The sequence below is a fragment of the Pseudomonadota bacterium genome, assembly GCA_008501635.1.
Lineage (GTDB): Bacteria > Pseudomonadota > Gammaproteobacteria > QQUJ01 > QQUJ01 > QQUJ01.
Genome location: QQUJ01000001.1, coordinates 15,263 through 29,266 on the forward strand (window position 1 = coordinate 15,263; position 14,004 = coordinate 29,266).

Annotated in this window: 11 protein-coding genes; 9 read left to right on the forward strand and 2 right to left on the reverse strand. The window is 60.2% G+C overall.

Going from position 1 to position 14,004, the window contains the following annotated elements; genetic code table 11:
* Nucleotides 1-216 precede the first annotated feature (216 nt).
* From DWQ09_00100 to DWQ09_00140, 9 genes are all read left to right on the forward strand, one after another.
* On the forward strand, nucleotides 217-2,178 hold the full coding sequence (locus tag DWQ09_00100; GenBank protein ID KAA3630469.1) for a HAMP domain-containing protein: 1,962 nt from the start codon (nucleotides 217-219) through the stop codon (nucleotides 2,176-2,178).
* Between the two features lie 3 nt (nucleotides 2,179-2,181).
* Nucleotides 2,182-2,853: a DNA-binding response regulator gene (locus DWQ09_00105; protein KAA3630470.1), complete on the forward strand. Its 672-nt coding sequence runs from the start codon at nucleotides 2,182-2,184 to the stop codon at nucleotides 2,851-2,853.
* Nucleotides 2,854-3,058: 205 nt separating this feature from the next.
* Entirely contained in the window at nucleotides 3,059-3,946 is an 888-nt protein-coding gene (locus DWQ09_00110; GenBank protein KAA3630471.1) for a formate/nitrite transporter family protein, read from the forward strand.
* Between the two features lie 9 nt (nucleotides 3,947-3,955).
* The gene (locus tag DWQ09_00115) at nucleotides 3,956-5,116 is read left to right on the forward strand and encodes a hypothetical protein (protein KAA3630472.1); all 1,161 of its coding nucleotides are present in this window, start codon (nucleotides 3,956-3,958) and stop codon (nucleotides 5,114-5,116) included.
* An 87-nt stretch (nucleotides 5,117-5,203) separates the two neighbouring features.
* On the forward strand, nucleotides 5,204-8,956 hold the full coding sequence (locus DWQ09_00120; protein KAA3630473.1) for a nitrate reductase subunit alpha: 3,753 nt from the start codon (nucleotides 5,204-5,206) through the stop codon (nucleotides 8,954-8,956).
* A gap of 23 nt (nucleotides 8,957-8,979) precedes the next feature.
* The gene (narH, locus tag DWQ09_00125) at nucleotides 8,980-10,527 is read left to right on the forward strand and encodes a nitrate reductase subunit beta (protein KAA3630474.1); all 1,548 of its coding nucleotides are present in this window, start codon (nucleotides 8,980-8,982) and stop codon (nucleotides 10,525-10,527) included.
* An 11-nt stretch (nucleotides 10,528-10,538) separates the two neighbouring features.
* The gene (narJ, locus tag DWQ09_00130; protein KAA3630475.1) at nucleotides 10,539-11,180 is read left to right on the forward strand and encodes a nitrate reductase molybdenum cofactor assembly chaperone; all 642 of its coding nucleotides are present in this window, start codon (nucleotides 10,539-10,541) and stop codon (nucleotides 11,178-11,180) included.
* A 48-nt stretch (nucleotides 11,181-11,228) separates the two neighbouring features.
* Nucleotides 11,229-11,915, forward strand: coding sequence for a respiratory nitrate reductase subunit gamma (gene narI, locus DWQ09_00135; GenBank protein ID KAA3630476.1), 687 nt, complete (start codon nucleotides 11,229-11,231; stop codon nucleotides 11,913-11,915).
* A gap of 131 nt (nucleotides 11,916-12,046) precedes the next feature.
* Nucleotides 12,047-12,310: a DUF3549 family protein gene (locus tag DWQ09_00140; GenBank protein ID KAA3630477.1), complete on the forward strand. Its 264-nt coding sequence runs from the start codon at nucleotides 12,047-12,049 to the stop codon at nucleotides 12,308-12,310.
* Here DWQ09_00140 and DWQ09_00145 read toward each other — a convergent pair whose 3' ends face one another.
* Together DWQ09_00145 and DWQ09_00150 are read right to left on the reverse strand one after the other, a co-directional pair.
* Nucleotides 12,311-12,919, reverse strand: coding sequence for a hypothetical protein (locus tag DWQ09_00145; protein ID KAA3630478.1), 609 nt, complete (start codon nucleotides 12,917-12,919; stop codon nucleotides 12,311-12,313).
* Complete coding sequence (locus DWQ09_00150; protein ID KAA3630479.1) at nucleotides 12,916-13,866, reverse strand: MCE family protein; 951 nt, start codon at nucleotides 13,864-13,866, stop codon at nucleotides 12,916-12,918. Before DWQ09_00150 ends, DWQ09_00145 begins: the two co-directional genes overlap by 4 nt.
* Nucleotides 13,867-14,004 lie beyond the last annotated feature (138 nt).

Sequence of the window (14,004 nt, forward strand, 5' to 3'; positions counted from 1 at the left end):
GCGATATGCGGGACGTGGGTGCCTTCCTTTGTCCTCAGCCGTTTGCGCACTTCCCGGATCGCCCCGAGCCTGCCGCGCGCTCAGACTATGGTCGCTGGCGGAATTACCGGCGGACGATTCGCGAAGAATGTCGCATAATGTCTTCACGTTGAAATCCTGCTCCGAACGGCCCGATGCCCCGACGGCTCAAGACGGGAATTCATCCAGCTCCTCCGGATGGCCCGCCGCATTCCTCTGCGATGGATGCAAGCCATGCTGCTTAAAAGACTCAGTACCAGAATCATCACGATTCTCTTCGCGTTCTTCCTGGTGGCGCTTGTCGCTATCGGCCTGACCCTGTTCCTCTCGTGGCAACTGCAGGGCAGCGCGGCTGCAATCAACGATGCCGGTAGCCAGCGCATGCACACCTACCGAATCGCCTACCTGCTCTCACAGGATCCGCTTGACGATGAAGAGCGCGCTGCGGTCAGGCGAAGCATTATCGACGAAGTGGCGACTTTCGACCGGGTGATGGCCGTACTGGAGAGCGGTGATCCGCAGCGCCCGTTGTTTCTGCCGCGGGAAATCGCCATTGATCGCCTTGTGAAGCAGATGCGGCAGGAGTGGCGCGATACTATCAAGCCGCAGATCGAGCGCCTCATGGACATGACAAAGAGCGACGAGCGCGCAAGACAGATGGTGAGCTTCAATACCTCCGTCGAGAAACTCATGGTCGATCTCAACCGGCTGGTGCTGGCGGTTGAGGTCAGCAGCGCCAGCAGCACCCGTTGGCTGCGCATGCTTCAGGTCGGCCTGATAGTGTTGGCTATGATCGGAACCTCCATTCTTATCGGTTTCTTCTTCGTGATGGTGATCCGTCCGCTGCAGGAAATGCGCGACGGGATAAGGCGCATGGGCGATGCCGACTTCAGCGTGCGCCTGAAGATCCGGCGCGCCGATGAGTTTGGGGAACTGGGCGAGGGTTTCAACCGCATGGCGGATCGCCTGGAGGATCTATACAGCACGCTGGGACAACGGGTCGAGGAAAAGACGCGCGATATCGAGAACAAGCACCGTGAGCTGACACTGCTCTACGAAGTGGCCGCCTATTTGAACGAACCTGTCGCGCGGGATCCGGCTTGCCGCGAGGTGCTCGAGAAGACGATGCTCCTGCTGGGCGCCGATGCTGGCCTGGTCCGGTTCATGGATATCAGCGGCGGGCAACTGCGGATCGGTGTGCATAGGAATTTATCCGAGGACTTTCTCCAGTTCGAAGCCTGCTGGCCGGTGGGCGATTGCCTCTGCGGAGGTGCGGCGTTGGACGGCCGGGCGATTTCCTGCGTATTGACGGATCGGTCCGTGACAGGCCTGAAGCCGGCGCGCTGTAACAGCGAGGGCTTCGCTTCAATGGTCGCAATCCCGATCCATTCGAAAAATCAGATCATGGGAATCTTCAACCTGTTCTTTTACAACTCGCGCACGCTAAGTACCAACGAGACGCGCCTGCTCGAGGCGGTTGGCCAGCATCTGGGCGTTGCCATCGAGAACCAGCGACTGGTGGAACGCGAAAAGGAGCTGGCCGTCTCCGAGGAACGTAACCTGCTCGCCGCGGAACTCCACGACAGCATTGCCCAGTCGCTTGCTTTCCTCAACATTCAATCGCAGATGCTGCAGGATTCCCTCCGGCGTGGCGACCTGGCTGAGGCGGAGGAAGAGCTGGCGCGGATCCGGGAAGGGATTCAGGAAAGCTACGATGACGTGCGTGAACTGCTGGCGCATTTCCGCATGCGTGTAGTCGATGGTGACGTAAATAGCGCCGTCGCAGGCGCCCTGGAAAAATTCGAAGAGCAGACCGGCATCGCCACCGAGCTGGCCAGAGATAGTGAAGACGGAGAATTGCCCTCCAGGAACACCATCCAGATTCTGCATATCGTTCAGGAAGCGCTGTCCAACGTGCGCAAGCACGCTGCGGCCACTCGGGTGCGCGTGGCGATCGAACGGAACGGCCGGTGCGCGATTGTGGTCCAGGACAATGGCCGGGGCTTCGATCCCGACTTGGCGGACCTTGACAGCGATATGCACGTGGGTCTCAGCATCATGCGGGAACGTGCGCATCGCATAGGGGGGCACTTCGACATACAATCAAAGCTCGGGCAGGGCACCACGGTGACCCTTGTTCTGCCTTGCGATACGGATTGATCGATGGAAAAGCAAATTCGCGTCCTGCTGATTGACGATCACACGCTCTTTCGCAGCGGTATTAAAGTGCTGTTGCAACGCCAGCCGGGCTTCGAGATCGTGGGTGAGGCCGGCGATGCGCTGCAGGGCGTGAAACGGGCCAAAATACTGCAACCTGACGTGGTTCTACTCGATATTCACATGCCGGGAATGACCGGGCGCGATGCGGTCAGACTGGTCGTTGACGAGGCGCCCCAGACACGCGTCCTGATGCTGACGGTTTCAGAGGATCTGGAAGATCTGTTGCACGCACTACGCGCCGGCGCGCACGGCTACCTGCTCAAGAACATCGAAACGGATTTTCTGCTGAGTGCGATCCGCAGTGCCGTCGACGGCGACTCGGTGATGTCTCCCCAGATGACCAACAAGCTGATGAAAAGCGTTCGCACAAACACGGTTGCGCAGGCTATGCCGCCGGCTGAGAAGGAACGCCTGTCGCCGCGTGAGCGGGAAATCCTTGTGTTTCTGGCCCGCGGCGCCAGCAACAAGGATATTGCCCGCAGCCTCGATCTGGCCGAAAGCACCGTCAAGATACATGTGCAGAATATCCTGAAGAAGCTCAATTTCGTGAGCCGGGTGCAAGCGGCCGTTTATGCCGTCGAGCACGGCTTGACCGAGAAAGACCAAACTGCCTGATCCGCTGAAGGGGCTAGTTCCTTCGAACTACTCCAGCCTGTTCGCCTAGGTCTAACGACCGACTTCCTGTCCTCCGAATTACTCGTTGCCCTCCTCCTATCGGCGAATGGTGAGTGGTTCCCCGCCGGGCTAAATTGGTGCCAGCGAAAATCTGTGACTAGCCCGAAAAAGTAGAGTGCGACGCGATGCATGCGCGCCCCGCACGATGTACGGTCGGGCCGCCGATGAAACCGATCCGGAGAGGGATTTGGACTACTTACCACCCCCGAGGTTCATGGAAGAAGTCGAAGTCGCGAGTGAGAAGAAAGCCGGCCTGGGCACACAGGCGATGCTGTTCAAGGGTTTTCTCTCCGGCGTGTTGTTGGCCTACGCTACCGCTCTCGCTTTCAAAGTTTCGAGCGGTCTGCCGGAGGGCCTTGCTGCCCTCGTCGCCGGCGCGGTCTTTCCGGTGGGCTTCGCCATGATTGTGCTTCTTGGGTTGGAACTCGCCACCGGGAACTTCGCTGTGCTGCCGGTAGGCGTCGTGCGCGGTAATACAACCACTGCCGGGATGCTGCGCAACTGGGGCTGGGTTTACCTGGGCAATTTCCTCGGCTGCATCTTTGTCGGTGTGCTGCTCGCCTTCACGCTGACCGAGGGTTTTATCCAGGGATCCGGCCCCCTCGGCACCAGGATTATCGCAGTCGCCGAGTCGAAAACGCTGGTCTACGAGCACGCCGGCGCCAACGGTTGGCTGACCGCCTTCGTCAAAGGCGTTCTCTGCAATTGGATGGTCGCGCTCGGCACTATTCTGGGATTCAGCTCGAGTGCGTCCATCGGCAAAATTGTCTCGATATGGTTGCCTGTCTCAACCTTCTTCGCCCTAGCGCTCGAGCATTCGGTGGTGAACATGTTTGTCGTGCCCACCGCCATCATTCTCGGTGCCGACATCAGCGTCGGGCAATGGCTGTTCTGGAATCAAATTCCGGTGACGCTGGGCAACGTCCTGAGCGGCGCCGTGCTGACCGGTCTGCTTCTGCATTACTGCAACAGAAGCACCGCTGCCGGCGCGCAGCACCCGACCGGTGAAGCGGTAGTGATCCGTCACCAATAGGCCGGAAAGATGAATTTCAGCCTTCTCCAGATTCAACTATTGGCGGTAGCGGCAGGGGCGTGGATACTGCGACACGCGTTCCTGCGCAGTGCCCCCTCGCCGACTGCCGCAGGTGCCATTGTCATGGCAATAGGTATTTTCGGACTGGTGGTCTTCCGGCACGACGCGGCGATCCCCGCGATCCCGACCGCTGCGGCACAGCCGTTCACGATCGGACTGCTCGTCATCTGGGGCTTTATCGCCGCCTCTTACGCGGAGTCCTGGCGGCAGGGCCGAACGGCCGTCCACACCGTCTCACCGATCGACAGCTTTGCGATAGGCACCTGGGTGGCGGGCACCGCGGTTACCGCGAGAATGGTCGTGCTCGGCGTGCCCCACTGGGAGGTTCTGGCGCTTGCCCTGGCGATTGTCGCATTCGCATTGTGGCTATGGTACGTCCGGTTCGTGATTCGTGGCGCACGCGCGATTATCTCCAGCCGCGATCGGCTGCGCGCAACCGGCCGTATCCTGCTCGCGACGGTGAGCACGCAGTCGCTGGTTCTGATTGCCTGGGACCTCTTTCCCGAGTCCGACTTTCTGCGGGCGCCGGCAGTGGGGCTGATGGTGCTCGGTTTCTTGCTCTATGGCGTCGGCTTCGTACTGATCGTCCAGCGCTACTGGAGGGAACCGCGCTGGTCGCTCAGCGAGGATTGGGACAACACCAACTGTATCGTGCACGGGGCGATGTCGATCAGCGGCCTGGCTGCCGTTCAAACCGGCTTGATGCCGGAAATCGTCGGCATCGCGACATGGCTCTATGTACTGCTAGCGTTTTTGGCCGTGGAAATCGTCGAGATCGTGCGCGCGACCCTGCGGGTCCGCAGGCACGGCCTGCGCAAGGGCATTCTCACCTATCACGCTTCCCAGTGGTCAAGAAACTTCACCTTCGGCATGTTTTGCGCCTTCACGATCGCGGTGGCTCCGGCACTCAAGGTGCAATCAGTACTGTCACCGCTGGTTCCCGTCGTCGATGGCGTGATTGTCTATGGTCCCTATGTCGTTCTGCTGTTTCTGCTTTTGGAGTGCGGCCTGTGGGTTTCCGCAAATGCCCACAGCACAACCTTCTCTGTCCTGCTGTCGGCACGCGCGAGCGATCGGGCCGGGCAGCCTGGTGACGGAGAGCAGCGATGAACCGTCTTCCACTCCGCTGTCCGCCGGGATCGGGCACCGACACGAAGAACATCTGATCGTCAACGAATTTGCATAAGGAGTAAAACGATGAGTCATTTCCTCGATCGACTGAAGTTCTTCGAGCGTATCCAGGGCACATTTTCCGGCGGTCACGGTATCGTCACCAACGAAGACCGCCAATGGGAAGACGCCTACCGCAATCGCTGGCGCCACGACAAGGTGGTGCGCTCCACCCACGGTGTGAACTGCACCGGCGGCTGCTCGTGGAAGATCTTCGTCAAGAATGGCTTGGTGTCGTTCGAAATGCAGCAGACCGACTATCCGCGTACCCGCGACGATCTACCGAACCACGAGCCGCGTGGCTGCCAGCGTGGCGCCTCGTTCTCCTGGTATCTCTACAGCCCGCACCGCATCAAGCATCCGCTGATCCGCGGCCGCCTGCTCGACCTGTATCGCGCCGAGCGCAAGGCCGGTAAGGATCCGGTCGAAGCCTGGGAAGCCATCCAGACGGATCCGGCCAAGCGCATCAAGTACACTGCCGTGCGCGGCCTGGGCGGTTTCGTGCGCACCCATTGGGATGAAGTGACCGAGATCATCGCCGCCGCCAACATCTACACCATTCTCAAGCATGGTCCAGATCGTATCTTTGGGTTCTCACCGATTCCGGCCATGTCGATGATCTCCTACGCCGCTGGCTCGCGCTACCTGTCGTTGATCGGCGGCGCCTGCGGTTCCTTCTACGACTGGTACTGCGATCTGCCGGCCGCCAGCCCGCAGACCTGGGGTGAGCAGACCGACGTCCCCGAAGCCGCCGACTGGTACAACTCCACCTACCTCATCATCACCGGCGCGAATCTGCCGATGACGCGCACGCCGGACGCACACTTTGCCACCGAGGTGCGCTACAAAGGCGCCAAGGTCGTCTCGATGGCGCCCGATTATGCCGAATACGTGAAGTTTGCCGACCTCTGGATGCCGGTCAAACAGGGCACGGACTCGGCCGCCTTCCTGGCCATGGGCCATGTGGCGCTGAAGGAATTCTACATCGCCAGGCAGGACCCCTATTTTACTGAGTACGCCCGTACTCACACCGATCTGCCGATGCAGGTGATGCTGCGTCCGTACGGCGAGGGCTATGCCACCGACCGCACACTGCGCGCTTCAGACTTCGACGGTTCGCTCGGTCAAACCAACAACCCCGAGTGGAAGACTATTGTCTATGACGACAAGAGCAAATCTTTCGTCGTGCCGAATGGCAGTATCGGTTTCCGTTGGGGTGAAGACGGCAAGTGGAACACGCTGCCCAAGAACGCGCTCACCCAGGAAGAGATCGTCGCCGAACTGAGCTGCATCGACAGCATGGACGATGTGGTTTCGGTCGGTTTCCCACACTTCAACCAGGGCGAGCCGGGGCTGCTCTACCGCAACGTGCCGGTGCGCAAGGTCAATCTGGCCAACGGCCAGGAGGCGTTGGTCGCCACCGTGTTCGATCTGCAGGTCGCGCAGTACGGCATCGACCGCGGCCTGGGCGGCGGCAACGTCGCCACCTCGTACGACGACGCCAACGTTGCCTATACGCCAGCCTGGGCTGAAAAGGTCACTGGCGTCAAGCGCGCCGATCTGATCCGCACCGGCCGTGAGTTCGCCGACAATGCCGCGAAAACCAAGGGTAAGTCCATGGTCATTATGGGCGCGGCGATCAATCACTGGTACCACAACGACATGAGCTACCGCAGTATCATGAACCTGCTGCACATGTGCGGTTGCGTGGGCCAGAGCGGCGGCGGCTGGGCGCATTACGTCGGTCAGGAAAAACTGCGGCCGCAGGCCGGCTGGGCACCACTGGCCTTCGCACTCGATTGGCACCGCCCGCCGCGTCACATGAACTCGACGACGTTCTGGTATTTCCATACCGACCAGTGGCGCTACGAGAAGGTCTCCGCCGACGGTCTGCTCGCTGAAAACGCCAAGGCCCGCTACAAGGGCTATCAGCTCGCAGATTACAACGTTGTCGCGCAGCGCATGGGTTGGCTGCCCTCGGCTCCGCACTTCAACAAGAACCCGATCGACGTGGTCACCGAAGCCGAAAGGGACGGCGCCACCGACGAGGCCGGCATCGCCAAGTACATGATTGAGCAGCTGAAGTCCGGCAAGCTGGCTTTTGCGTATGAAGACATCGATGCGCCCGAGAACCACGTGCGCAACCTCTTCGTTTGGCGGGCCAATCTCCTCGGTTGCTCGGCCAAGGGCCACGAGTACTTCCTCAAGCACCTGCTCGGCGCGCAGAACGGCGTCATGCAGGAAGGCACCGACGGGCAAGCCTGTGAGGAAATCAAATGGCATGAGAATGGCCCGACCGCCAAGCTCGATCTAATGGTGGACATCAACTTCCGCTTGAATTCCACTGGTGCCTATTCCGACATCATCCTGCCGACCGCTACCTGGTACGAGAAGCACGACCTCAACACCACGGACATGCACCCCTTCATCCACCCGCTGGCCGAGGCTGTGAACCCGGGCTGGGAATCGAAGTCCGACTGGCAGATCTTCCAGAACATCGCCAAGACGTTCTCCAAGCTCGCCGAGAAGCATCTTGGCACGCGCAGGGACGTCGTCGCGCTGCCGATGCACCACGATTCGCCTTTTGAGCTGGCGCAACCTCTCGGTGTCAAGGACTGGAAACGCGGCGAGTGCGAACCGATTCCAGGCAAAACGCTGCCACTGCTCAAGGTCGTCGACCGCGACTACCCGAACACGCACAAGAAGTACTGCGCGCTTGGTCCGCTGATGACCAAGCTTGGCAACAACATCAAAGGCATCGACTGGAATACCGAGATAGAGTACGAGGAACTGAAAGTGCGTAACGGCACTGTCCTCGAGGACGGTATCTCCAACGGCATGCCGAGCATCGCTGATGACATCGCCGCCTGCGAGGCGGTGCTGCGCATGGCGCCGGAAACAAATGGCGAAGTGGCGCACAAGTCCTGGACAGCGCTGTCACGGAAAACCGGCGTGGATCACCACCATTTGTACGCTGGTCGCCAGGAGGACAAGATCACCTTCCGCGATATCCAGGCCCAACCGCGCAAGATCATCACCGCGCCGACCTGGTCGGGCATCGAGTCGGAGAAGGTCTCCTACACCGCCGGCTACACCAATATCCACGAGCACATCCCGTTCCGCACGTTGACCGGCCGTGCCCAGTTCTACCAGGACCACGAGTGGATGCTGGACTTCGGCGAGGGTTTCTGCGCCTTCCGGCCGGGTCTCGATATGAAAGCGATCGAGGCTGCGCCGGCTGCCATCAGGAAGAAACCGCACCTGGTGCTCAACTGGATCACGCCGCACTCGAAGTGGGGTATCCACTCGACCTACCAGGACAACCTGCGCATGCTCAACCTGTTTCGCGGCGGCCCTTACTTCTGGATCGCCGAGGATGACGCCAGGAGCATCGGCCTGGCGGACAACGACTGGGTCGAGGCGGTGAACGGCAACGGCGCCACGGTAGCCCGCGTCGTTGTCTCGCAGCGCGTTCCGCGCGGCGTGGCGCTGATGTACCACGCCCAGGAGAAGACCGTGAACGTTCCCGGCTCGCCCTCTACCGGCAAGCGCGGCGGCATCCTCAACTCGGTGACGCGCGTGGTGGTCAAGCCGACCAACATGGTCGGCGGCTACGCCCAGCTGGCCTACGGCTTCAACTACTACGGTACCGTCGGCACCCAGCGCGACGAGTTCGTTGTGGTGCATAAGATTGCGGATCAGGACGTGGATTGGCTGGAACGACCGCTGACGCCGGAAGGCGAAGTGCAACTCAACCCTGTCGGCATCGGCCCGCGTTGATACGGAATAGATAGGAGATTCGCATGAAAGTTCGTGCCCAATTCGCCCTCGTCTTCAACCTCGACAAGTGCATCGGCTGTCACACTTGTTCGGTCACCTGCAAAAACATTTGGAGTAACCGCAAAGGCGTCGAGTACGCCTGGTTCAACAACGTCGAGTCCAAACCCGGGATCGGCTATCCCAAGCAGTGGGAAAACCAGGAAGTCTGGCGCGGCGGCTGGGAACTGATGAATGGCAAGCTGCAACTGAAGTCCGGCAGCAAGCTGTGGCGCCTGCTCAACATTTTCGCCAATCCGGACATGCCGGAAATAGACGACTACTATGAGCCCTTCACCTTCGACTACGCGCACCTGCAGAATGCACCACTGTCCGAGGCGGCACCGACCGCGCGGCCGATCTCGCAGATCACCAGTGCGAAAATGGACAAGATCGAATGGGGGCCTAACTGGGAAGATGACCTGGCCGGCGAGTACGACAAGCGCGCCAGGGACGTGAACATGAAGGGTCTCGAAAAGCAGATCTACGCGCAATTCGAGAACACCTTCCACATGTACCTGCCGCGCATGTGCAACCACTGCCTCAACCCTGCCTGCGTCGCCGCCTGTCCCTCCGGCTCGATTTACAAGCGCGAGGAGGACGGCATCGTACTGGTCGACCAGGACAAGTGCCGCGGCTGGCGCCAGTGCGTATCTGCGTGTCCCTACAAGAAGGTGTTTTATAACTGGGAGTCGGGCAAGGCCGAGAAGTGTATCGGCTGCTACCCGCGCGTCGAGTCCGGCATGCCGACGGCGTGTTCCGAATCCTGCGTTGGCCGTATCCGTTACAACGGCGTTATGCTCTATGACGCCGACAAGATCGAGCAGCTTGCTTCGACCTCGGACGAGCAGGACATCTACGAAGCCCACCGCAGCATCTTCCTGGATCCCAACGATCCAGAGGTTATCGCAGCCGCAAGACGCGATGGTGTGCCGGAGGACTGGATCGAGTCGGCACGCAAATCGCCGATCTGGAAAATGGCCATGGAATGGAAGATCGCCTTTCCGATACACCCCGAGTTCCGCACCCTGCCCATGGTCTGGTACGTGCCGCCGCTCTCTCCCGTGCAGTCCGCCATTGACCAGGATCAGTTGCCAACGGAGCCGGACGGCGCTATCCCCACGGGTGACGCGCTGCGTATACCCCTGCAGTATCTGGCGAGTCTGCTGACTGCTGGCAGGATAGAACCCATCCGCGATGCCATCAACAAGCTCCTGGCCATGCGCTCCTACCAGCGCTCTGTGCATGTGGACGGCAGAGCCGATACCCGCACCCTCGACGCCGTCGGTCTGGGCGAGCAACAAGCAAAGGACATGTACAAGTTGCTGGCCATCGCCAACTACGAAGATCGCTTTGTCATCCCCACCGGCCACGATGAACTGAATCAGGAGGACCCCTACGGCTTCCAGGGCCAGATCGGTTTCACCTTCGGCAACGATTCCTCGCCAGGTATAAGCAGCAAGTCGCTGTTCCCTGAGCGGCGCAAGGAAACGGTCGAACCCAAACAACCCGCACCGACCGCCGACGAGCACTGAGAGGAGACCGCATCATGTTCTACCGTATCGTTTCAACCCTGCTGGGATATCCAGACGCCACCCTGCGCGAGGCGCTGCCGGAAATTCGCACCGCGATTGCCGCCCAGGGCGATTTTTCTCCGGACGAGCGTACCGTCCTCGCCGTTTTCCTTGCGGAGCTTGAAGCATTGGCCTCGGCCGACCCCACGGCCGTGGAAGAAGAGTATGTGCGCACCTTCGACATGGTGCCGGAGCACAGCCTGCACCTGACGCATCATCTGCTCGGTGAGGACAAGAACCGGGGGCCGGCGCTCATTGATTTGAGCGAGTTCTACAAGAATTGCGGATTCGAGATCAATACCAGGGAACTACCCGATTTCCTGCCGCTGATGCTGGAATTCGTCTCAATGCTGGAGGCGGGGGAGGACAAGGTATTTCTTTCTCGCTGGAACAAGGTTCTCAGGCAACTATGCACCAACCTCGAAGAGGCGGGCAGCAGTTATGCCAGGCTGGTGCATCTTGTCGAATCGCGCAGCTTGCTGGTCGGGCAGGCAGGCGATCCGGTCACACCGGCCGCCACGGTGAAAACGGATCCCTGCCTCGATGATGGCGATTTCGATCCGCCGGTCAACTGGGCGGCGCCATCATGCAGCGCCCACCTCCGCTCCTTGTGAGTACACAAGTGAATACAGCCAACCTCGGATATCAAAAAGGAGCCGACTATGGAATTGCTGCATAACTTCATCTTTGGAGTGTATCCCTACATTGCCACCACCGTGTTTCTGCTGGGCAGCTGGATCCGTTTCGACAATGAGCAATACACCTGGAAGAGCGATTCCAGCCAGCTTCTGTCGAAAGGCGGTATGCGCTTCGCCAGCAACTTCTTTCATTACGGCATCATCGGACTGTTTCTTGGCCACATTATCGGGCTGCTGACGCCACACTTTGTATTTCTGGCGCTCGGAATTTCCGACATGACCCATCAGTGGATTGCCATTATCGCCGGCACGGTGTTAGGCGGCGCATGCCTCATCGGAGCAGTGTATCTCTGGTTCCGGCGCATGACTAATTCACGTGTGCGTTCAGCCTCACGCTGGATGGACATCAATATCCTGGGCTGGCTGGCCCTGACTGCCGCGGCCGGCTTGCTGACCATCCCGACCTCCATCCAGCATGCCAGCGGCGGCAACCCCGAGACGATGCTCAGACTTGCGGAGTGGGTGCAGAGCATTCTCTATCTACATCCTGATCCGAAGCTGGTCATGGAAGTGAGCCCGGTCTACAAATTTCACATGTTCCTCGGTATGTCGGTCTTTCTGTTCTTGCCGTTCACCCGGCTGGTGCATATCTGGAGCGCGCCATTCGGCTATTTCGGGCGTGCATACCAGATTGTGCGCAGCAAGCGCTGACGAACCACCGCCCGCGTGAAACCTCGGGAAACGTTCAACCGGCAGCGCACTGCTTCAGATCCTCGCAGCGCGACATAGCGTTGGCCATTTCAGCCTAGACGGCTGCCAGGTGCTCTTTTGGTTGCCAGTACCTGCTTGGCGCGGACGTGCGCTTCACGAATATCGCGATTGCCGGTCGCGCGCGGGAGGCCCTGGAGGACGAAGTGCTGCGTCTGCGCTACCTGGAGGCCCTGGCGGGCAGTACGGCGGGCGGAGAACTCTTTCCGATGGTGATGCGCGACCTGCTTTTCGTACCGGGGATGCGGGCGCTGCTGCTGGAGAGCTTTCGCAATCCGGCGCGTTCGCCCGATCTGGCGGCGGCGATAGGGGCGCTGATGCAAGGGGTGGGTGGCTGATCAGCGCGTAACGGTGCGCAGATCGGCCAGCAACTCTCCGTAGATCGCTTCCAGGGCCGTTCCGAAGGCCTGCACCGTACTGTGTACCGTGCGGTCGGCGGCCTCCTGTCGCACCTCATAGCGTTTCGCAGGGAGCAGTACCTGATGGCCCGCGTCCAGGCTGAACTCCAGTGCGATGTGAACCACGATGCGGGTAGTCGTCACCTCGCGTTCGAAACGGATCAGCCGGCCGTAGAGTTTTTGCTCGGCGCGGCCCTCATCCTGAAAGCGTGAAATCTCGCGGACAGCACCCGCAGCGCCCAGATAGCTGGCCAGGTGATCGCGGATCAACAGCGTCGGCGAGTCGCTCCAGTGGTGATAGTGGTAGGGACGCAGATCCAGCGGCTGCTCGGGGACGAAATGGAGAAGCGCACGTTCGTGGTAGAGCCCGTTCGCCCGCAGGCGCGGGATGCCCAACGACCGGGTAATGACCGGGTTGGCTACAGGCGTCGGCCGAGGCTCCGGCAGGCGATAGAAACGCTGTTCGGGCAGGGCGCCGGAGCCCACGCAACCGGTCAATAAAGCGCCCAGGGTGAGTGGGAGCAGAATGGTGCGGAGAATGCTGTTCATTGCGCCGCCTCCGTGGCTTTGTCGGCGGGTGATTCTCCACTCAGCAGTCGACCGGGATTGTGGCGAATCTCGCGGCTGAATTCGCTGAAGTTGCGGCTGGTGCTCTCCAGATTGTGGACGATGCTGTCCATGTTCTGCGAGACGGTACTCAGTGAGTCACGCAGGGTTTCGACCGCCATACGCAGGTCGGTACGATTCTCCGTCACTAACGCGTGAGATTCGCTGAGCAGGTTTTCGAGTTGCTTGCCTGCGCCTTGAAATTCGCCGGCGAGTTGTGCCAGGTCACGGGTAATGCGTTCGCTCTGATCGAGCAAGGTGACTACCCGCTGACGATTATCGGGACTCATCAGTTTGTTGAGTTCGCCGGCGCTATCGTTGAGGTTGCCAAGCAAACGTTCCACTTCGCTGGTCACCCGGCCCAGCTTGTCACCCACATCGGTGGCGAGACGGTCGACGTGTTCGTTGAGGTTGGTCAACAAGGGACGGATGCCGTTGCGTGACAGATTCTCCATCTCCAGGGCGACGCGGTTCATGGTGACGAAGATATCCTGCGGATCAGCCCCGCTCAGCGTGGCGCCCGATTTCAGCTGTTGGGTGCTGCGTCCCTCTTCGATATTGACCACTTTGTCCGAAAGCAGCCCGGGGGCAATGATATAGGCGACGCTGTCTTCGGGGATTTTCCAGTCGGAACGGATCGCCAGAGTGAGCCGATAACGCGTGCGCGCCGCGTCGCGCTGCGGCGTGATGGCCAGCACCTGGCCGATACGAAAACCGCCGTAGGTGACTGCGGTGCCGCTGCGCACGCCCGGCACCTGCTCGAACAGAGCGTAGTACTGTTCGGCGCTGACATCACGCCCGGTGATACGGAACAGCACCACCAGCAGCAGCCCGAACATGGTCAGGGTGAAGAGGCCGACCAGAAGATAATTGACGTTGTCGCGTTTCATCTCGATGAATTTTTATTGTTGCCCAATAAACCCTGTCGCCGCTTATTGAGTGCTCAGACTGCCGGGCACATCGAAAGCTTCGAAAAGTTGGACTGAAGATACCACAGGCGGGTGCTGGTTGACGGAACCAATCGACGA